Source organism: Sphingomonas glaciei (assembly GCF_023380025.1).
Taxonomy (GTDB): domain Bacteria; phylum Pseudomonadota; class Alphaproteobacteria; order Sphingomonadales; family Sphingomonadaceae; genus Sphingomicrobium; species Sphingomicrobium glaciei.
Genome location: NZ_CP097253.1, coordinates 2,608,457 through 2,628,133 on the forward strand (window position 1 = coordinate 2,608,457; position 19,677 = coordinate 2,628,133).

Genomic DNA, 19,677 nt, shown 5'->3' on the forward strand with positions numbered 1-19,677 from the left:
ATGTTCGGCGTCGACTCGACGGAGCTTTTGATCATCGCGCTTGCGGCGCTTGTGTTTATCGGACCCAAGGAACTGCCGGGCGCGATGCGGCAGGTCGGCCGCTGGGTCGGCCGGGCCCGCGCCCACGCGCGCCATTTCACCGCCGGCATCGAGAACATGATGCGCGAAGCCGAGCTGGAGGAGATGGAGACGCGCTGGCGTCAGGAAAACGAGCGCATCATGCGCGAGCATCCCTTCGCCTCCCCCTATCCCGGTGCCTCCGACGCGGTGAGCGGCCCGCTGCCGCCGCCGGATCCGCCCCTGTCGCCTGACCCGCAGCTTCCGCCGGAAGCCGTCCCTTCGCCTGCGCCGCAACCCGTATCCGAGGGTGAGCGCTCGCCGCCGGCCGCCAGCCTGACGCCTGACGAGCCCGGGCTTCCCTTGCCCGATCCCGAGCATCATCGGCGCGAACTGCCGTGAAGGACCTCGACAACAGCAAGGCGCCCTTGTTCGATCATCTGGTCGAGCTGCGAAAGCGACTGCTGATCTGCATCGCGGTGCTCGTGGTGGCGTTTTTCGCCTGCTATTATTTCGCCCGCCCGATCTTTTCGGTGCTGATCCAGCCGCTCAAGGATGCCGGCGAGACGCGGGTGATCTATACCGACGTGTTCGAGGCCTTCTGGGTGCAGGTAAAGGTCGGCCTGTTCGCGGCGCTGATGATCTGCTTCCCGGTCATCGCCACCCAGGGCTGGCGGTTCGTCGCGCCGGGTCTCTACGCCAAGGAAAAGCGGGCGGTGCTCCCGTTCCTGCTGCTGACCCCGGTGTTCTTCGGCGGCGGGGCGGCGTTCGCCTATTTTCTCGCCATGCCATGGGCGCTGCATTTCCTGCTCGGCTTCCAGGGCGACATCGGGGGAGTCAGCCAGGAAGCGCTGCCGGGCGTGGGCAATTACCTGTCCTTCGTGACCCGCTTCCTGTTCGGCTTCGGGGTCGCCTTCCTGCTTCCGATCCTGCTGATGCTGCTGGAGCGGGCCGGGCTGGTCACCGCCGCCCAGCTCGCCAGCAAGCGCCGCTATGCGATCGTCGGTGCCTTTGCGATCGCGGCCGTGCTGACCCCGCCCGATGCGGTCAGCCAGCTGATGCTCGCGGTCCCCTTGTGGCTGCTCTATGAAAGCTCGATCGTTGCCATCCGTCTGACCAACTGGCGGTCGGCAAAACAGGCTGCGCCCGCCTCGACGACGGAGTGAGGCCGGCTTCGAAGCCCGCCAGATCAGCTCACATCAGGACTGCGGCTTCGCTGCTCGCGTAGACCGGTGTTCCAGTGCGCAATGCTGGCCGGGGCTTGCGCTGAGGAGATAGCTTGCGCCCCAGACGCAAAGCGGGCCCGAAATCGTCACCGGGGGGGGGAGGGTTGACGACTTCGGGCCCGTGTAAGTGGATAGCGAGAGCGGGGGGGCAAAAGGTCACTATCCGAAGATAAAAACGGTGATGTCGGCGAGGGGTTCCAGACCGGTGAAAATTATTTTTCGAATAGGGGCCGGCCGTCGATGCGGCCGCGCCGTCGCAGCGATCTAGACCGGCGGACGAGGCGCAAATACCGGCAGGTCGACGCTGTAATGCCCCTCGGTCCGCTCGAGCGCCGAGCGGAGCTGCTTGGCGAGCCCGGCGATGATCCGCTCGAACTGCTGATGCTCGGCCTGGTTGGCGATGTCGCTCGCCAAGGCCCCGGTGGCGAGGGTGAATCGAGCTGTTAAGTCGCTCACCCGCCGCAGCGTCAGCGTCACTGGCGCATCGGGCCGGGTCAGCATGGCATGCTCGACGATTTCGGTGGTCAGGAAGGCGGTTGCGACCGCGACGTCCTGCGTGGTGTTAAGGCTTTCGAGGTCGAGATTGATGTCCAGCCGCCGCGCGCTTTCGGGTGCGCTGCCGCGCAGGTTGGAGGCGAGTTCGCTGATCAGCGGACGAAGCGCGATCCCGCGGTTTTCTTCCAGTTCGGCGAAATGGTTGCGGTGGACCACGGCAAGGGCGTCGACCCGCCGCCCGATTGAGGAATAAGCGTTCTGCGCATCGTCCGACTTGGCGCTGCGGCGATGGATATTGAGCAGCGAGGCGACCACCTGGAGGTTATTCTTGACCCGGTGGTGGACTTCGCGGACCAGCTTGCGCTGGCCTTCCAGCGCCTCGCCCATGTCCTTCTGACTTTGTTCGATCTGTTCGACAGCGCGGGTGAAGGAGGCGCCGAGCTCACGGATCTCCACTGACGACCCGAGCCGCGCAGGAAGCTGCAGGGGACCCGAGCCCGGTTCGTGAGCGGCGATCGACTGGCTGATCTTGCGCAGCGGCGACAGCAGGAAGGTGCGAACCACCAGCCAGCTGAGCAGGGCCGCGACGATCCACATCAGCAGCGGAAGCAGGATCAGCAGCCGATCGACCGATGCGATATGTTCACTGGGCACATCCACCGCGACATCGAGCTGACCGTTCTGGATCGACTGCCGGAAGCTCTGGATGGTCATGTCCGAGCCGAGCCCGCTGCTGCGCTCGCCTTCGTCGCTGATCTGGAGCTCGCCACCGCGCGGGGAAACGAGCGTCAGGCCGGCGGTGCCGGCACGGGCGGCGCTCAGCGCGGCGCGGAACTGTTCGCGGTCGATCGAGCCGGTGGCCGATCCGCCGAGGATACCGACCTTGTAGAAGAGCCGCCCGCGCTCCGGCACGAGCCACATCTGCACTTCCCGGTTCGCCACCAGGAGGGTGGGACGGCCACCGTCATCGGCCGGGCCCGGCGAACAGATGCGGGTTCCCAGCGGGTCTGCCAGAACGAAGTTCTCGGGTGCGTTAGGTGCCGCTCGGAGCGACCGCGCAACCCGTTCGCACGGATCGCCGCCGGCTTCGAGTTCGCCGTTGGCCGCGATCCGCAGCGCCAGCAGGTTGCGGGCGATCAGGCCGTCGATTGCGCGTACCGCCAGCTGGCCCTGGTCGTTGGCCCGCGCGGAGAGGGCGGTGTTCGACTGATTGATCCCGCTGCTCGCTGCCGCGACCAGCACCAGACCCAGCGGGAACAGGGCTGCCGTCATCAGTAGCAGCAGCCTTCCGGCGGTGGGGAGCTGCCGGAACCAGTTTTGCAGAAATGACATCAAGCGATCGCCCGAGCGAGGGTGCCCCCGCTCAGCTCAGCTTGCCAAGGAGGTTGAGGAAATCATCCGGAACGTCTTCACGCAGGGCTTCGTCATAGGCGCTGCGCAGCGCCTTGCCGACATCGCCGGCAGCGGGGCTACGACGCCTGGCGTCTCTTGTGCTCTTGGTCTTGTCGTCCTCTGGACGGGACTCGTTGCTATCCGCACTCAATCCTTCGATCCCCTCCCGCCGCAGCGTAGCTTCGCGCAAGTTCGTGTCCTTGTGAACGGGCGAAACTCTAGCCCCCTATGAGTCGGGCAGCCGACCCGTCAACTGGGGGCTGTCCGCACACGAAACCAAATGGCCGCAGCTTTGTTCCGAACGCTTAACAATGAAAAACAAAGTGTCCCGCTGGCGGTCGCGCCATGCCGGGCCCCAAGGCTTGCAGTTTCGCCAACCGGCTCCCAATAGGGGCGCTAGATCTGAACACAGGAGCAACGAGATACCCATGTCGCTAGGCCAGGAACTCGCGCCGCATCTGCCTTTCTTGCGGCGCTATGCCCGCGCCCTCACGGGCAGCCAGACCCATGGCGACGCCTTTGTCCGTGCCACCCTCGAAGCCATCGTCGCCGCTCCCGAAAGCTTCCCCCGGGAAGTCGAGCCCCGGCTTGGCCTGTACAAGACATTCCACGCCATCTGGTCGACCGCCAACATCGAGGAAGGCGGGTCGGACGGTGACAATGGTCTCGGCAACCCCGAAGCGATCGCGCAGGCCCGGCTGAGCCGCATCACGCCGCTGTCGCGCCAGGCGCTGCTGCTGACCGCGCTCGAAGGCTTTTCCGCCGCCGACGCCGGCTACCTGATCGGCGCGGAGCCTAACGAGATCGACAATCTGGTCCAGGAGGCGCTCGGCGAGATCGAACGGCAAACCCTGGCCGACGTGCTGATCATCGAGGACGAGCCGATCATCGCTATGGACATCGAGACCATCGTCCGTGACCTCGGCCACAGCGTCACCGGCGTTGCCGTCACTCGCGACGAAGCGGTTGCGCAGGCGCGTGCGCACCCGCCGGGTCTGGTCCTCGCCGACATCCAGCTGGCCGACGATTCGAGCGGCATCGACGCGGTCCGCGACATCCTCGCCGAGTTCGCGGTTCCGGTCATCTTCATCACGGCCTTCCCCGAGCGCCTGCTGACCGGCACCCGGCCCGAGCCGACCTTCCTCATCACCAAGCCTTTCCAAAGGGCGACGGTAAAGGCGGCGATCGCGCAGGCGCTGTTCTTCGATGCGGCTACCGTTCCCGCGGGCTAGGTCCTCAGCCTCTGGAAGGGGAACCTAGGTTCCCTTCGTTGCGTTGGCGCTCCAAATAATCTCGGGGAGTGCACTTACTCATGGATCCCAATCATCCGGATCATCTGACCGGAACCGAAGCACGTGCCGGAACTACCCCGGGGGTCGCCCGGGTTGCCCTTTTTGGCGGACTGACCCTTGTCATTATCGCCTTCGCGATCATCTACTTCGTTGCGGGCTGAGTTGGATTGCGCGACGACGGGTGCAATTCGCGCCAACAGCAACAGTGAAGGCGGGCGGGCTTACGTGAACGACGATCTGGATAATCAACCGGCGGAAGCGGCGCGGGCCGAGCCCGTTCCGCTGTCCGATCCGGAATTCAAGACCCAATTGGCGCAAGTCATTCCGCACCTGCGCGCCTTCGGGCGTTCGCTGTCCGGAAGCCGTGACCTTGCCGACGACCTGGTGCAGGAAACGCTGCTCAAGGCGTGGGCCGCGCGGAAGCGCTTCCAAGCCGGCACCAACATGCGGGCGTGGACCTTCATCATCCTGCGCAACCTGTTCCTCAGCCAGATGCGGCGCGCCCGCTTCAAGGGCGAATGGGACGAGATCACCGCGTCCAAGCTGCTCGCCGCCCCGGCAAGCCAAGACCGCCATGTCGAACTTGGCGACATGCAGCGCGCGTTGATGCACCTGCCGCAGCCCCAGCGTGAAGCCCTGATCCTCGTCGGTGCGGGCGGCTTCGCCTATGAGGAAGCGGCTGAAATCTGCGGTTGTGCGGTGGGTACGATCAAGAGCCGCGTGGCCCGCGGCCGGGTCGCGCTCGAGCAATTGCTGTCGGGCGGCAAGTTGCCCAGCCGGCGCCAGCACAAGACCGACCCCAACCACAGCGCGCTGTCGCAGATCATGGGCGAAGTCGACGAACTGGCCGGCCCGCGCGGCTGAGCCCGAGCGACTGCCGGGGCTTCGGCCTTTAACCCTCATGCAAAAAAGCCGTGCCCGGAAATTTCGGCGCACGGCTTTTTCTTACGCATCACATCCTGGTCCGGCCTTCACCGGAAAGGGCATCACCCCAGACGCGCCAGCAGTTCTTCGAACTGGCGGTCTTCACCACCCGCGGGAACAGCCGCAAAGGCTCTCCGCAGGGCAGCGGTGACACCGGCATGTGCAGGCGGTAGCTCCACCCTGATGATACGTCGATCAAGCTGGGAAGTCGTGAGCACCGCCGCCGCCTTGTTGTCAGGTGCGGTTTCCATTTGCAGGTTCAACGCAGAGGGGCGGCTTTCGTTTCTCCTTGCGTCGGCTGTTCGACGGAGGGGGGAATGAGTGATGCCGGAGCAACAGGTCGTTTTGAGTCCTTGGAGCGCGCCCGGCGCTGGTCGCCCTTCCTCCGAACGCTCGCCGAACGACACCCGGATCTGGTCGAAACTTTCGAGCAGGGTGGCAGCGACGCCGCGCTGGCGATGGTCGATGCTGGAGCACTGCCGGTCGCCGTCGGCCTGCGCCGCGCCCGCCAGCGGCTCGCGCTCGCGACCGCGCTCGGCGACCTGTCGGGCGAGTTGCCGCTCGAGGAAGTCACGGCCGCGCTGTCCGACTTCGCCGATACCGCCATCCACGCTGCGCTCGTCCAGGCGATCGGCGAGCGCACCCCCGGAGAGCCGGTCGCCGGCCTGACCGTCCTCGCGCTGGGCAAGCTCGGCAGCCGCGAGCTCAATTACAGCTCGGACGTCGACCTCATCCTGCTGTTCGACCCTGACACCCTGCCACGCCGCGCCCGGGACGAGCCGGGGGCCGCCGCGGTCCGCCTCGGGCGGCGGCTGGTGGAACTGCTTCAGGAGCGCACCGCCGAGGGCTATGTCGCCCGGGTCGACCTTCGCCTGCGCCCGTCGCCCGAGGTGACCCCGATCGTGCTCCCGGTCGATGCCGCGATTTCCTATTACGAAAGCTCGGCGCTCCAATGGGAACGCGCCGCCTTCATCCGCGCCCGGACCTGCGCCGGCGATGTCCCGCTGGGCGAGCGGTTCCTCCAGGAGATCCGCCCGTTCGTATGGCGCCGCGCCCTCGACTTCGGTGCGATCGACGACATCCGCGACATCTCGCTGCGGATCCGTGACCATTATGCGCAGGGGCAGGAGTTCGGCCCCGGCTATGACCTCAAGCGCGGGCGCGGCGGAATCCGCGAGGCGGAGTTCTTTACCCAGGTCCAGCAGCTCGTCCACGGCGGCCGCGAGCCGGCGCTGCGGGCCCCCGCCACGCTCGACGCGCTGGCGGTGCTGTCGGCGTCAGGGCGGCTCGACGAAACACAGGCCGCCGCCATCGGCCATGCCTATCGCGCGCTGCGCACGGCCGAGCATCGGGTCCAGATGATCGACGACCGGCAGGAGCATCGGCTTCCCACCGGAGAGGCGCTGGAGGCCGTAGCGAAGCTTGGCGGGCACAAGGATGCAGCGGCGCTGCTCGCCAGTCTACGCCCACACGTCGATGCGGTCGGCCAGTCCTTCGACAGTCTGGTGCGTGCCCGCACCCACCAATTGTCGAGCGATCCCGACCTGCTCCTGCGCGAACTCGAGAAGATGGGCTGGCCGCAGCCTGCCGAGGCGGCGCGGCGGCTTGCCGACTGGCGCACCGGCAAGGCGCGGGCGTTGCGCTCGCCTGCCGCGCGCTCTGCCTTCGAAGGCATGTTGCCGACCCTCCTGCCTCGGATCGCTTCTGCGCCCGATCCGCAGCGCGCGCTCAACCGGCTGAGCGACGTCATCGACCGCATGTCGAGCGGTCTCAATTTCTTCCGCCTGCTCGAGGCACGGCCGCAGCTCGCCGACCTGCTCGCCCTGATCCTCGCCCAGGCGCCCGCACTGGCCGATCAGCTGGCGCGCCGCCCGACCCTGCTCGACGGGCTGATCGACGAAAGCAGCTTGGCCGAGTTGCCCGACGCCGACACGCTGACCGAGCGATTCCTCCACGCGGCGCGCAACGACCCGCTCGACACCGCGCTCGATCGCATCCGGCGGCTGGTCGGCGAACGCCGCTTCGCGCTCGGCGTCCAGTTGATCGCCGCAACCCGCGACCCGATCGCCATTGCCGAAGGCTATAGCGCGCTCGCCGAAGCGGCCGTGCGGGTCATCGCCGCCAAGGTCGAGGACGCCTTCGCCGAGGCGCACGGCCGCATCGCCGGCGCGGATTTGGCGGTGGTCGCCTTGGGGCGCTTCGGGGGCAGGGCGCTGACCCATGCCAGCGACCTCGACCTCGTCTTCCTGTTCGAGGCTCCGGACGGGGCGCGTTCGGACGGGCTGCGTCCGCTGGGCTCGACCGATTATTTCAATCGCCTGGCAAGCCGCATCGTCGCCGGCCTGTCGGTCCAGACCGCCGCCGGTCCGCTGTACGATGTCGACACGCGGCTGCGGCCGCAGGGCGAGCAGGGGATGCTGGCGGTCAGCTGCGAGGCCTTTGCCGCCTATCAGCGCAGCGAAGCCTGGACGTGGGAGCATCTCGCGCTGTGCCGCGCCCGCCCGTTGGCCGGAAACGCCGACTTTCAGGCGAGGGTCGCGGCGCTGATCCGCTCGATCCTGCTGGAGCCGCGCGACGCGGTGAAGGTGAGGGGGGACGCCGCAGCGATGCGGCTCGACATGGCCCGCCACAAGCCGCCGTCGGGTCCGCTCGACGTCAAGCTCGGCCCGGGCGGACTGGTCGATCTCGAGTTCACAGTTCATGTCCTTCAACTCACCACCGAAGTCGGCCTCGACCCGCAACTTGAGGTCGCGCTCGACGCACTGGCGGAGGCTGGGCTGATCGACGCGCAGGCCGACCCCGACCTGCGCCTCCTGACCCGCTTCCTAGTGGTGCTCCGCCTGGTCGGGCCGGGTTCGGCGGCCGAGGTGCCGGCGCCCACCCGCGCCCTCGTCGCAAGCCTGTGTGGACAGGAGGACTGGAATGCGCTGTTGGCGGCGCTGGACGAGGCGCGGGCGCGGATCGCCGCACGTTGGCAACAGGTAAGCGGAGGCACGAGATGATCGAGGAAGGCGGCCGGGCACCGGCACTCGAGGTGGAAACGGGCGCCGGCGAGCGGATCGACCTCGCCAATCCCGGCGGCAAGCTGGTGCTCTACTTTTATCCCAAGGACGACACGTCGGGCTGCACCCGCGAAGCGCAGGACTTCACCGCGCTGGCCGACGAGTTCGCCGCCGCCGGCACCCGCATCGTCGGGATCTCGCGCGACAGCGCCAAGAGCCACGACAAATTCATCGCCAAATACGACCTCAAGGTCCCGCTCGGGATCGACGAAGGCCCGCTCAGCGAGGCGTTTGGGACCTGGGTCGAGAAGAGTATGTACGGCCGCAAATACATGGGAATGGAGCGCGCGACCTTCCTCATCGCGGCCGACGGCACTGTTCTTAAGGCATGGCGCAAAGTGAAGGTGCCGAACCACGCCGCCGAAGTTCTGAAGGCAGCGCGCGGGAGCTAAGCCGAGACAGAAATGTTTCGGTCCCATGACGGAATTGTTCGGGACCGATCGCTTCGACCTCTGGCCGCACCTCGCCTCCCTGTTGCTGGCTTATGTGCTGGCGCTGCCGATCGGCTGGAACCGCGAACGCGAAGAACGCTCGGCGGGGCTGCGCACCTTCCCCTTGGTGGCGGTGGCCGCCTGCGGTTTCCTCCAGGCGACCGAAGGGATCATCGGCGATAATCCCGAGGCGACCGCGCGTGTCGTCGAAGGCCTCATCACCGGCATGGGCTTCATCGGCGGCGGAGCGATCCTCAAGGTCAAGGACAGCGTCAAGGGAACCGCCACGGCGGCCAGCCTGTGGGTGACTGGTGCGATCGGTCTCGCGGTCGGCCTCGGCGCGATCGATGTCGCGGTGATGCTGACGATCATGGCCTTCGTTACGCTTTACCTGCTCGCACCGCTCAAGAAGCTGGTCGAGCCGGAAACCGACCGGCCTTCGCACGAAGACTGATACGGTCCTTCGGGAGGACTGGCTTTTCGCCCTTTCTCCTCCTATCTCGCGCCCATCGTTAGAGGATTGAGAATGGCCGAGTTCACGCTTCCCGCCAACAGTGTCATCAAGGGCAAGGGCCGCCAGTTCAAGGCGGAAGCCGGCGCCAATCGCGTCAAATCCTTCAAGATCTACCGCTACGATCCCGACACCGGCGAGAACCCGCGCTACGACACCTACGAGGTGAACCTCGACGAGTGCGGGCCGATGGTCCTCGACGCGCTGATCAAGATCAAGAACGAGCTCGATCCCACGCTGACCTTCCGCCGCTCGTGCCGCGAGGGCATCTGCGGCTCCTGTTCGATGAACATGGACGGCAAGAACGGCCTCGCCTGCACCACCGCGATCGAGGACGTGAAGGGCGACATGCGGGTCACGCCGCTGCCGCACTGCGACGTCATCAAGGACCTCGTCCCCGACTTTTCGCACCTCTACGCGCAATATGCCTCGATCGAGCCGTGGCTGAAGAGCGCCAGCCCGGCGCCGAGCGGCAAGGAGCGGCTGCAGAGCCCGGACGACCGCGAGCATCTCAACGGCCTCTACGAGTGCATCCTGTGCTTCTGCTGCACGACCTCGTGCCCGAGCTATTGGTGGAACGGCGACCGCTTCCTTGGCCCGGCGATCCTGCTCCAGGCCTATCGCTGGCTGGCCGACAGCCGCGACGAGATGACTGGGGAGCGCCTCGACCAGCTGGAGGATCCGTTCCGCCTGTATCGCTGCCACACCATCATGAATTGCGCCAACGCCTGTCCCAAGGGGCTGAACCCGGCCAAGGCGATCGCCGAAACCAAGAAGCTGATCGCCGAGCGCGCGGCCTGAACGCTTTCAACCTCCCCATTGCTGAGCGGTGGGGAGCTTCCTAGAAGCTGCGCGCATGGACGTACCCCAGGAAGACAGCGACAACCGCCCCTCCGGCGCGCGCGAGGATCCCGATCATCCCGGCTGGTACAGCTGGATCGACATTAATCCCGACAGCTTTGCGGCGCAGACCGGCAAGATGATCTTCCGTCCCGACGGACCCGGCCGCGCGGTGGTGCGGATGTTCCCGGACGGACGCCACCTGAACCTCGGCGGTAGCTTGCACGGCGGCATGGTGATGAGCTTCATCGACATGGCCCTGTTCGGCGGCGGACGCTGCGCAGGGATGCGCCGCGCGCATTACGTGACCCTCGACCTCACCACCAAGTTCATGGGCCGCGGCGAAGCGGGAAAGCCGCTCGACGCCCATGTCGAGCTGGTCCGCCAGACCCGCAGTCTTGCCTTCCTCCAGGGGGTCGTGCGCCAGGACGGCGCGGCCTGCTACAGCTTCTCGGGTACGCTGAAGAAGCTTCGCGACGTCACGTGAGCGGAGCCGTTGCCGCGGCGTATGGCCGCCTGCTTGCCGCGGGTGAGCTGAGGGCCGATCCCGACCAGGCCCGGGCCGCCGAAGCGCTCGACCGCCTGGGCGAGGAGTTGGCGATGCGCCGCGGCTTTTTCGCCCGGCTGCTCGGCCGCCGCCGCGACGTCTGCGGGGTTTATCTGTGGGGCGGGGTAGGGCGCGGCAAGTCGATGCTGATGGACCTCGCGTTCGAGCAGATCGCCGTCACGCCGAAACGCAGGGTCCATTTCCATGCCTTTATGATCGAGGTGCACGAGCGGCTGCGGATCGAGCGCCTCAAGGGGCATGGCGACCCGATCCCGGCGCTGGCCGAAGCGATCGCGGAGGAGAGCGTGCTGCTTTGCTTCGACGAGATGGTGGTCAACAATCCCGCCGATGCGATGATCCTTTCACGGCTGTTCACCGCCCTGCTGGAGGAAGGCGTGGCGGTGGTGACGACCTCCAACCGCTGCCCGCGCGACCTCTACAAGGATGGCCTCAACCGCGAACTGTTCCTGCCCTTCATCCACCTGCTGGAGGACAAGCTGGAAGTGGTGCCGCTCGGCGGCCCGACCGACTACCGCCTCGACCGTTTGCACGGGGTCGAGACCTGGCACGTGCCCAACGGACCCGCGGCGACGGAGGCCCTGTCGAAGGCCTTTTTCCAGCTCACCGACTATCCCGTCGAGGACCGCGCCAACGTGCCGTCGGAAGAACTGGCGGTCGGCGGCGGGCGGAGCCTGCATGTGCCCAAGAGCCTCAAGGGCGTGGCGGTCTTTTCCTTCAGGCGGTTGTGCGGAGAGGCGCGCGGCGCCGCCGACTATCTTGCAATCGCCCAGCGTTTCCACACCGTGATCCTGGTCGGCGTGCCGGTGATGGAGCCCGAAAAGCGCAACGAGGCGGCTCGGTTCGTGACCCTGATCGACGCGCTGTACGAGCATAAGGTGAAACTGCTTGCCGCTGCCGATGCGGAGCCCGCCGCCCTTTATCCCGCAGGGACCGGTGCGTTCGAATTCCAGCGCACGGTCAGCCGCCTGGAGGAGATGCGCAGCGCCGACTACCTTGCCGAGGGCCACGGCGCAGAAGGCTAGGGGAACGGCGGCCGGTCCGATCAGTTTTGCCTGTTGGGCAAGGAGGACAGACCCATGCTTGCGAACGCCAACGCCACCCCGATGATCGCGGTCGAAGAGCTCGACCGGGCCCGTCGCTTTTACACCGACGTGCTCGGGGCACGGGAGGTCGGCAGCGTGGGCGAGGAAGTCGTCAATCTGCAGACCGGCGACACCCGCTTCGATATCTACCGGTCGCAATATGCCGGCACCAACAAGGCGACCGCGCTGACCTTTTCGGTCGACGACGTCGAGGCCGAGGCCGCCGAGCTCAAGGGCAAGGGGATTGCCTTCGAGCATTACGACATGGACGGGCTCGAGCGGCAGGGCGACGTCTATGTCGCCGAAGGCATGAAGACCGCCTGGTTCAAGGATCCCGACGGCAATATCCTGAGCCTGATCGAGGGCTGAACCTCCGGCGCTTGCTGCCGCGTCCCAGTCGACCTAACTCCCCCTCATCACGGGGGAGGACCAACCATGCTGCTCACGTCACTGCTGCTCGCCGCTGCCCAGCCAGCCGCTGCGCCGTCAACTGAGCGCACCGCCGAACGCGCGCTCTTCAAACAGATCGTCGAAATGCAGACGGTCGCCGGCAAGACCGCCGATCCGGCAAGCTGACCACTCTCCTCACCAGTGAATTCCGCAAGGCGGGCATGACCACCGTGGTCAAGGATCACGACGACACCCAGACCCTGATCGCTCGCTGGAAGGCGCCGCGGCCGAGCGGCAAGAAGCCGATCCTGCTGATGGCGCACATGGATGTGGTCGAGGCCAAGTCCTCCGACTGGAAAAACCCGCCGTTCGAGTTTCGGGAAGAGAAGGGCTTCTACCTTGGCCGCGGATCGAGCGACAACAAGGCGGCGCTGACCGGCGTCGTCCTCGCCCTGCAGAAGCTCAAGGCCAGTGGCTGGGCGCCAAATCGCGACATCGTGGTGCTGTTCACCGGGGACGAGGAAACCGGGATGAGGAGCGTCAAGCGCGCCTCGACCGAGTGGCGCGACCTCATCGACGCCGAATATGCTTTCAATTTCGATGCCGGCGGCGGGGCGCTTTACAAGGATGGCCGGGTCGACGCCTATTACATGCAGATCGCCGAGAAGACCTATGCCGACTTCAAGCTGACGGCCGAGAACGAAGGTGGCCACAGCAGCGCGCCGCGGCCCGACAATGCCATCTACGCCCTGGTCGGAGCGCTAAAGAACCTCGAGGAATATCGCTTCGTTGGCGGTCTGTGGGGCTATCTGACCGAGCCGAGTAACGCTCACGGCCTCAACGAGCGCGTAGTGGTCGACGGCTTCCACGATCAGGTCCCGATCATCGCCGACCTTATCCGCCGGGTCGGCGGCTGAGACACGAAAAAGGGCCGCCCGGATCGCTCCGGACGGCCTTAACTTCCATCGTGTGCCGGCTCAGCGCAGAAGCGCGCCGATGATCTGCTCGATGATCTGGGTCTGCGGGTCGACCCCGTAGAGACTGCCCTGATCGTAATAGTAATTGTTGCGCGGATCGAGGCCGTACTGCCGCCTCACGTCATACGGGATCTGGTTGTAAGCATAGCGGTCGTAGCCATAGCTCTGGACATAGCGCTGACCGATTGCGAGCTTCTTCGCCTGGCCCGGCGGCAGGCAGCCATTGTTCTTCTTGGCGAGACCCGGCGGGCAGCCGGCCTGGTTATAGCCATATTGGCCGCCGTAGCTTTGCGAATAGCCGCCGTGCTTGCCGTGTTTGCCGCCCGCATGGGCCGGCTTGGCGGTGGCCGGAGCCGCGACGAAGGCGAGCGCTGCGCCCGCAAGGATAAGTGCCTGTTTCATGCCACCGGGTATCGACCCCGGCCCCTTAACAACGCGTGACGGCGCCATTCATGTGCGTTGGATACAAATGGCGCTTCCTTCCGGTTGCCCCGGCGGGGCTCAAGGGCTAGAGGCCCTGACCAACCCGGCCGTCCGTCCCGGCGGCGGCCTTATCGCCCAAGAACCCGACGGAGACCCCGCCCTTGTCCGCCACGAAGTCCGCCACGACTGCGACCCGCAAGAAGATCGCCCTCATCGGCGCCGGTAACATCGGCGGCACCCTCGCCCATCTCGCCGCCCAGAAGGAGCTTGGCGACATCGTCCTGTTCGACGTGGTCGAAGGCGTTCCCCAGGGCAAGGCGCTCGACATCTCGCAGTGCGGCCCAATCGAGGGCTTCGATGCCAAGGTCACCGGTTCGAACGATTATGCCGACATCGCCGGCGCCGACGTGATCATCGTCACCGCCGGTGTCGCCCGCAAGCCGGGCATGAGCCGCGACGACCTGATCGGCATCAACCTCAAGGTGATGAAGGCGGTCGGCGAGGGCATCAAGGCCAATGCCCCCGACGCCTTCGTGATCTGCATCACCAACCCGCTCGACGCGATGGTCTGGGCGCTGCGCGAATTTTCGGGCCTCCCGGCCAACAAGGTCGTCGGCATGGCCGGCGTGCTGGACTCGGCGCGCTTCGCCCACTTCCTCGCCGAGGAATTCCAGGTCAGCGTGAAGGACATCAACGCCTTCGTACTCGGCGGCCACGGCGACACCATGGTTCCGGTCACCAGCTACACCACGGTCAGCGGCATTCCGGTCGACGACCTGGTCAAGATGGGTCGCTCGACCAAGGAAAAGATCGACGCCATCGTCAAGCGGACCCGCGGCGGCGGCGGCGAGATCGTCGCCCTGCTCAAGACCGGTTCGGCCTTCTACGCCCCGGCCACCAGCGCCATCGCGATGGCCGAAGCCTATCTCGGTGACCAGAAGCGGATCCTGCCCTGCGCGGTTGAAGTGAACGGCAAGTACGGCCTCGACGGCCTGTATGTCGGCGTTCCGGTCGTGATCGGTGCCGGCGGCGCCGAGGAAGTGATCGAGATCGCGCTCGACGAAGAGCAGAAGCAGAACCTCAAGGTCAGCGTCGATGCGGTCAAGGAACTGCTCGACGCCTGCCGGGCGATCGAGCCGAGCCTTGGCTAAGGCTGCGCGCCTTGCCGCCCTGGCGCTGCTGACCGTCTCCGTGACGGCAGCCGCGCAGACCAACAATCCGCCCGCCGCGATCGTCGAGGCGGCGGCGGATTGCTGGCAGGTGACCGGCCCGGCCGGGGTCGACCAGGCGGCGCTTGTCGCCAAGGGCTGGAAGGCCGGCGAACTCAAGGAAAAGAGTGGCAAGGCGGTGGCCTCGCCGCTCAAATTCTACGGCAAGCCGACCTCCACCGTGGTGCTGGTGATCCTGCCCACCTCGGGCGCCTGCAGCGTCGTCTCGGGGGTCACCGGGATCGCTGCCTATCGGCCGCTGATGGACCAGCTCCAGACCCGGCTGAAGCAGGTAGAGCCGGCGCTCAAGACCGGGCGCGCCGGGAAGAATGGCGCGGCCTTTGTGGGCGGCGGGCGGATCGCGCTGATCGAGCCGACCGGCACCAAGGAGCAACTCGGTGTCCGCTACACCGTCACGGCCCAGGCCGCGGCCAAGAAGGGCAAGTAGCCGAACCTGTGGCCGCCCTCCTTTCCCTTCTTGCACTGGCAGCCGCCACTACCGATCAGCCACGGCTCGATCCTGCGCAGCCTGCGGACCTGGTGCCTGCGGTGCAAAGCTGCACCCGTTCGGTCACCGGAAAGGTGAAGGTCGACCATTACGCGCTGGAAGCGGACGGGTGGAAGCAGGACGAGGCAAAGGGCATCTGGATCGTTCGCCGGAAGCCGGGCAATGCGGCGATCATCCTCGCCAACAGCGGGCAGTCCAGCGAGTTTCCGGGAAGCCTCATGCAGGAAGTCTGCATGGTGCGCGCCCGCCTGGGTCACGCTGCCACCCTCGCGGCGATTGCAGCGAAGGTGACCGCTTTCAGCGGGGTCGAGCCCGTCAGGAGCAGGCGGAAGTCCGGTACCTGGCTGTGGAAAGGTGCCTCCTATTGGATCGGCATGGAACCCTTCGATCCGGCGGCCGACGGTTCACCAGTCACCCAATTAGCGGTCTTTCCCGCGCCTCCACGGCGTCCGTGACCGACCCCAATGCTTCGAGCCGAATTCAAGATCAGGAGCCTAGATGAGCATTCTCGTTAACCGGAACACCAAGGTCATCACGCAGGGCATGACCGGCGAGACCGGCACTTTCCATACCGAGCAGGCGCTCGCCTATGGGACGCAGATGGTCGGCGGTGTGACCCCGGGCAAGGGCGGGTCGACCCACATCGGCCTGCCGGTGTTCGACACGGTCGAGGAAGCGGTTGCGAAGACCGGTGCCGATGCATCGGTGATCTACGTTCCGCCCCCCTTCGCGGCCGATTCGATCCTCGAGGCGATCGACGCGAAGGTCCCGCTGATCGTCTGCATCACCGAGGGCATCCCGGTGCTCGACATGGTCAAGGTCAAGCGCGCGCTCGACGGTTCGTCGTCGCGCCTGATCGGGCCAAACTGCCCCGGCGTCCTGACCCCGGAAGAGTGCAAGATCGGGATCATGCCGGGCAACATCTTCAAGAAGGGCAGCGTCGGCGTGGTCTCGCGCTCGGGCACGCTGACCTATGAAGCGGTGTTCCAGACCTCGAACGAGGGCCTCGGCCAGACCACCGCGGTCGGCATCGGCGGCGATCCGGTCAAGGGCACCGAATTCATCGACATGCTCGAGATGTTCCTGGCGGACGACGAGACCAAGTCGATCATCATGATCGGCGAGATCGGCGGCAGCGCGGAAGAAGAAGCCGCGCAGTTCCTGGCGGACGAAGCCAAGCGCGGGCGCAAGAAGCCAACCGTCGGCTTCATCGCCGGCCGCACCGCGCCTCCGGGCCGCCGCATGGGCCATGCCGGTGCGATCGTGTCGGGCGGCAAGGGGGATGCGGAATCGAAGATCGCCGCGATGGAAGCCGCTGGCATTCGGGTGTCGCCGAGCCCATCTGAGCTTGGCCGTACGCTGAAGGACCTGCTGAACGGCTGACACGCCCTGGCAAGGGTACGGCGCTATAATGGCCTGAGGCCCCGGCGTTCGAGCGGGGCAACGAGGATGGAATGACCGACCTGTACGAGACCGAGCAAGGACCGAGCTGGCAGCGGGCGAACTGGCCGCTGGCGGAGCTGGACGCCGTCAACCTCGGTCTCGACCCGACCGAGGCAACGCTGGAGCAGGTCGCGTCCAAGGCCAAGGACAAGGCGGCCGCGTCCGGCGCATCCGAGGCCGAGGTCCGCCGCGCCGCCGACGATTCGATCCGGGCGATGATGCTGATCCGCACCTACCGGGTGCGCGGGCATCTTGCCGCCGACCTCGATCCGCTCGGCCTCGCCAAGCGCGACTTGCCGGCCGACCTTACGCCCGAATATCATGGCTTCACGCCGGCCGATCTCGACCGTCCGATCTTCCTGGGCGGCACGCTCGGCCTCGAGACCGGCACGGTGCACGAGATCGTCGCCATCCTGCGCGCCAATTACTGCGGCAAGATCGGCCTCGAATATATGCACATCAACGACCTGGGGGAGCGCCGCTTCCTCCAGGAACGGATCGAGGGACGCGACAAGGGCGCCAGCTTCACCGCCGAGGGCAAGCAGGCGATCCTCGAGAAGGTGATCCACGGCGAGCAGTGGGAGAAATTCCTCGCCAAAAAGTATGTCGGGACCAAGCGCTTCGGCCTCGACGGCGGCGAGAGCATGATCCCGGCGCTCGAAGCCGTCATCAAGTACGGCGGGCAGGCGGGGGTCGAGGAGATCGTCGTCGGCATGGCCCACCGCGGCCGCCTGAACGTCCTCGTCAACGTGATGGGCAAGCCCTACCGCGCGATCTTCAGCGAGTTTGCGGGCGGCAGCGCCAACCCCGAGGACGTCGGCGGGTCGGGCGACGTCAAATATCACCTCGGCACCTCGTCGGACCGCGAGTTCGACGGCACCAAGGTCCATCTGTCGCTGCAAGCCAACCCGTCGCACCTCGAAGCAGTGAACCCCGTCGTGCTCGGCAAGGCGCGCGCGGTGCAGGTCATCAAGGGCGACGTTGAGGGCGACAAGGTCCTGCCGATCCTGCTTCACGGCGATGCGGCCTTCGCCGGCCAGGGCATCGTGTGGGAGTGCCTGAGCTTCTCCGGCCTGCCGGGTTACGGCATCGGCGGCTGCATCCACTTCGTCATCAACAACCAGGTCGGCTTCACAACCAGCCCGCAGTTCGCGCGGTCTTCGCCTTATCCGTCGGACGTCGCCAAGGGCATCCAAGCGCCGATCCTGCACGTCAACGGCGACGATCCCGAAGCCGTCACCTTCGCCTGCAAGCTAGCGACCGAATTCCGCCAGGAATTCAACCGCGACATCGTGATCGACATGTGGTGCTACCGCCGCTTCGGCCACAATGAGGGCGACGAGCCGAGCTTCACCCAACCGCTGATGTACGACGCGATCCGCAAACATCCGCCGGTCAGCAAGCAATATGGCGATCGGCTTGTGGCCGAGGGCGTGGTCGACCAGGCCTGGGTCGACGGCAAGACCAACGAATTCGTCGCGCATCTCGAGGCCGAGTTCGAGGCGGGCGCGCATTATCTGCCCAACAAGGCCGACTGGTTCGAAGGCCGCTGGGCCGGGCTCAGCAAGCCGGCCGAAGGGGTCGAGGGCCGCCGCAACACCGGCACCGCCGTCCCGATGGACGAGGTCCGCAAGGTCGGTGAACTGCTGACCCGCGTTCCCGACAATCTCAACATCCACAAGACGCTGGCCCGGATCATCGACGCCAAGAAGGCGATGTTCGACAGCGGTGCCGGGTTCGACTGGGCGACCGCCGAGGCGCTGGCATTCGGCACGCTGCTTGCCGAAGGTCACAATGTCCGACTGTCGGGCCAGGACAGCGGGCGGGGCACCTTCAGCCATCGTCATGCGGTGTGGACCGACCAGAAGAGCGGCGACAAATATATCCCGCTGACCACGGTCGAGGGCGGCCGCTTCGAAGTGCGCGACAGCCCGCTCAGCGAGTTTGGCGTGCTCGGCTTCGAATATGGCTACAGCCTCGCCGACCCGCGCACCCTGGTGCTGTGGGAAGCGCAGTTCGGCGATTTCGCCAATGGCGCGCAGGTCATCATGGACCAGTTCATCGCCAGCGGTGAAGCCAAGTGGCTGCGCGCCAGCGGCCTCGTCTTGCTGTTGCCGCACGGTTTCGAGGGGCAGGGGCCGGAGCACAGCTCGGCCCGGCTGGAGCGCTATCTCCAGCTCTGTGCCGAAGACAATATGCAGGTCGCCAACGTCACCTCGCCGGCGAACTACTTCCACCTGCTGCGCCGGCAGTTGCTCCGCGATTTCCGCAAGCCGCTGGTGATCATGACTCCCAAGTCACTGCTCCGGCATAAGTCGGCGGTGTCGGCGATCGCGGACTTCTCGGGCGAAAGCCATTTCAAGCGCATCCTGTCCGACCTCTCGCCGCCCGCCGAGGGCCGCACCCGCCGGCTGGTCCTGTGCTCGGGCAAGGTCGCCTACGAGCTGATGGAAGCGCGTGACGAAGCCGGGATGGACGATGTCGAGATCCTGCGCATCGAGCAGCTCTACCCGTTCCCCTCCGAGCCCTTGGTCAGGCGCCTCGCCGCCATGCCCGCGCTGGAGGAAGTGGTGTGGTGCCAGGAAGAGCCGCGCAACAACGGCAGCTGGTTCTTCGTCGAGGCTTATATCGAGGAAGCGTTGCGCGCCGCCGGCAAGGGCTTCCGTCCGCACTATGCCGGCCGCCCGGCCTCGGCCTCGCCCGCGACCGGACTTGCCAAGCGGCACGTCGCCGAACAATCCGCGCTGATTGCCGCCGCGATCGGCACCAGAGCCGCTGCACCTGCCGCCGTTGATGCGGCCCAAGATACTGTCCGGCACGCCGGCAAAGCGAACGCTTGAGGGGAAGA

The 19,677-nt window shown here is 66.3% G+C and carries 23 protein-coding genes; 19 read left to right on the top strand and 4 right to left on the bottom strand.

All coding sequences use genetic code 11. From position 1 onward, the window contains the following. Both M1K48_RS12760 and tatC read left to right on the top strand, forming a co-directional pair. On the top strand, window positions 1-459 hold the full coding sequence (locus M1K48_RS12760) for a Sec-independent protein translocase subunit TatA/TatB (protein WP_249503582.1): 459 nt from the start codon (window positions 1-3) through the stop codon (window positions 457-459). Then, window positions 456-1,223, top strand: a complete 768-nt coding sequence (tatC, locus tag M1K48_RS12765) for a twin-arginine translocase subunit TatC (RefSeq protein WP_249503583.1) — start codon at window positions 456-458, stop codon at window positions 1,221-1,223. Before M1K48_RS12760 ends, tatC begins: the two co-directional genes overlap by 4 nt. 324 nt (window positions 1,224-1,547) lie before the next feature. Here the strand turns inward: tatC and M1K48_RS12770 are convergent, their stop codons facing one another. Both M1K48_RS12770 and M1K48_RS12775 read right to left on the bottom strand, forming a co-directional pair. Further along, window positions 1,548-3,110, bottom strand: coding sequence for a sensor histidine kinase (locus M1K48_RS12770; RefSeq protein WP_249503584.1), 1,563 nt, complete (start codon window positions 3,108-3,110; stop codon window positions 1,548-1,550). A 31-nt stretch (window positions 3,111-3,141) separates the two neighbouring features. After that, complete coding sequence (locus tag M1K48_RS12775) at window positions 3,142-3,360, bottom strand: NepR family anti-sigma factor (protein ID WP_249503585.1); 219 nt, start codon at window positions 3,358-3,360, stop codon at window positions 3,142-3,144. A 238-nt stretch (window positions 3,361-3,598) separates the two neighbouring features. Here M1K48_RS12775 and M1K48_RS12780 point away from each other — a divergent pair, with 238 nt between their 5' ends. The 3 genes from M1K48_RS12780 (at window position 3,599) to M1K48_RS12790 (ending at window position 5,326) form a co-directional block, all read left to right on the top strand. After that, complete coding sequence (locus M1K48_RS12780; protein WP_249503586.1) at window positions 3,599-4,402, top strand: response regulator; 804 nt, start codon at window positions 3,599-3,601, stop codon at window positions 4,400-4,402. Between the two features lie 80 nt (window positions 4,403-4,482). Beyond that, a complete protein-coding gene (locus M1K48_RS12785) occupies window positions 4,483-4,623 on the top strand; it encodes a hypothetical protein (protein WP_168068073.1) in 141 nt (46 codons plus the stop codon). A 64-nt stretch (window positions 4,624-4,687) separates the two neighbouring features. Continuing rightward, complete coding sequence (locus tag M1K48_RS12790) at window positions 4,688-5,326, top strand: sigma-70 family RNA polymerase sigma factor (protein WP_249503587.1); 639 nt, start codon at window positions 4,688-4,690, stop codon at window positions 5,324-5,326. A 122-nt stretch (window positions 5,327-5,448) separates the two neighbouring features. On the opposite strand, the gene M1K48_RS12795 is transcribed toward M1K48_RS12790, so the two are convergent. Continuing rightward, window positions 5,449-5,649 carry a hypothetical protein gene (locus M1K48_RS12795; RefSeq protein ID WP_249503588.1) on the bottom strand — a complete coding sequence of 67 codons (201 nt, stop codon included), beginning with the start codon at window positions 5,647-5,649 and terminating at the stop codon, window positions 5,449-5,451. Between the two features lie 90 nt (window positions 5,650-5,739). Between M1K48_RS12795 and M1K48_RS12800 the strand changes: the two genes are divergently transcribed. The 9 genes from M1K48_RS12800 (at window position 5,740) to M1K48_RS12840 (ending at window position 13,187) form a co-directional block, all read left to right on the top strand. Continuing rightward, window positions 5,740-8,388 (top strand): bifunctional [glutamine synthetase] adenylyltransferase/[glutamine synthetase]-adenylyl-L-tyrosine phosphorylase, encoded by a 2,649-nt coding sequence (locus M1K48_RS12800; protein WP_319941175.1) that lies wholly within the window; start codon window positions 5,740-5,742, stop codon window positions 8,386-8,388. Continuing rightward, a complete protein-coding gene (locus tag M1K48_RS12805) occupies window positions 8,385-8,840 on the top strand; it encodes a peroxiredoxin (protein ID WP_249503590.1) in 456 nt (151 codons plus the stop codon). Before M1K48_RS12800 ends, M1K48_RS12805 begins: the two co-directional genes overlap by 4 nt. A 25-nt stretch (window positions 8,841-8,865) precedes the next feature. Further along, window positions 8,866-9,333 (top strand): MgtC/SapB family protein, encoded by a 468-nt coding sequence (locus M1K48_RS12810; RefSeq protein ID WP_249503591.1) that lies wholly within the window; start codon window positions 8,866-8,868, stop codon window positions 9,331-9,333. 72 nt (window positions 9,334-9,405) lie between these two features. Beyond that, a complete protein-coding gene (locus M1K48_RS12815) occupies window positions 9,406-10,191 on the top strand; it encodes a succinate dehydrogenase iron-sulfur subunit (RefSeq protein WP_249503592.1) in 786 nt (261 codons plus the stop codon). Between the two features lie 55 nt (window positions 10,192-10,246). After that, entirely contained in the window at window positions 10,247-10,717 is a 471-nt protein-coding gene (locus M1K48_RS12820) for a PaaI family thioesterase (RefSeq protein ID WP_249503593.1), read from the top strand. Then, a complete protein-coding gene (gene zapE, locus M1K48_RS12825) occupies window positions 10,714-11,820 on the top strand; it encodes a cell division protein ZapE (RefSeq protein WP_249503594.1) in 1,107 nt (368 codons plus the stop codon). Before M1K48_RS12820 ends, zapE begins: the two co-directional genes overlap by 4 nt. A gap of 54 nt (window positions 11,821-11,874) precedes the next feature. After that, a complete protein-coding gene (locus M1K48_RS12830) occupies window positions 11,875-12,249 on the top strand; it encodes a VOC family protein (RefSeq protein WP_249503595.1) in 375 nt (124 codons plus the stop codon). A gap of 66 nt (window positions 12,250-12,315) precedes the next feature. Next, window positions 12,316-12,456: a hypothetical protein gene (locus M1K48_RS12835; protein ID WP_249503596.1), complete on the top strand. Its 141-nt coding sequence runs from the start codon at window positions 12,316-12,318 to the stop codon at window positions 12,454-12,456. Between the two features lie 35 nt (window positions 12,457-12,491). Further along, the gene (locus M1K48_RS12840) at window positions 12,492-13,187 is read left to right on the top strand and encodes a M20/M25/M40 family metallo-hydrolase (RefSeq protein ID WP_249503597.1); all 696 of its coding nucleotides are present in this window, start codon (window positions 12,492-12,494) and stop codon (window positions 13,185-13,187) included. Window positions 13,188-13,247: 60 nt separating this feature from the next. Here the strand turns inward: M1K48_RS12840 and M1K48_RS12845 are convergent, their stop codons facing one another. Then, window positions 13,248-13,649, bottom strand: a complete 402-nt coding sequence (locus tag M1K48_RS12845) for a hypothetical protein (protein ID WP_249503598.1) — start codon at window positions 13,647-13,649, stop codon at window positions 13,248-13,250. Window positions 13,650-13,831: 182 nt separating this feature from the next. Here M1K48_RS12845 and mdh point away from each other — a divergent pair, with 182 nt between their 5' ends. From mdh to M1K48_RS12870, 5 genes are all read left to right on the top strand, one after another. Beyond that, window positions 13,832-14,821, top strand: a complete 990-nt coding sequence (gene mdh / locus M1K48_RS12850; RefSeq protein ID WP_249503599.1) for a malate dehydrogenase — start codon at window positions 13,832-13,834, stop codon at window positions 14,819-14,821. Then, window positions 14,814-15,326, top strand: coding sequence for a hypothetical protein (locus M1K48_RS12855; RefSeq protein ID WP_249503600.1), 513 nt, complete (start codon window positions 14,814-14,816; stop codon window positions 15,324-15,326). Before mdh ends, M1K48_RS12855 begins: the two co-directional genes overlap by 8 nt. Before the next feature lie 8 nt (window positions 15,327-15,334). Beyond that, a complete protein-coding gene (locus M1K48_RS12860; protein WP_249503601.1) occupies window positions 15,335-15,841 on the top strand; it encodes a hypothetical protein in 507 nt (168 codons plus the stop codon). Between the two features lie 43 nt (window positions 15,842-15,884). After that, complete coding sequence (sucD, locus tag M1K48_RS12865) at window positions 15,885-16,769, top strand: succinate--CoA ligase subunit alpha (RefSeq protein WP_249503602.1); 885 nt, start codon at window positions 15,885-15,887, stop codon at window positions 16,767-16,769. A 71-nt stretch (window positions 16,770-16,840) separates the two neighbouring features. After that, entirely contained in the window at window positions 16,841-19,669 is a 2,829-nt protein-coding gene (locus tag M1K48_RS12870; RefSeq protein WP_249503603.1) for a 2-oxoglutarate dehydrogenase E1 component, read from the top strand. Window positions 19,670-19,677: the final 8 nt, after the last annotated feature.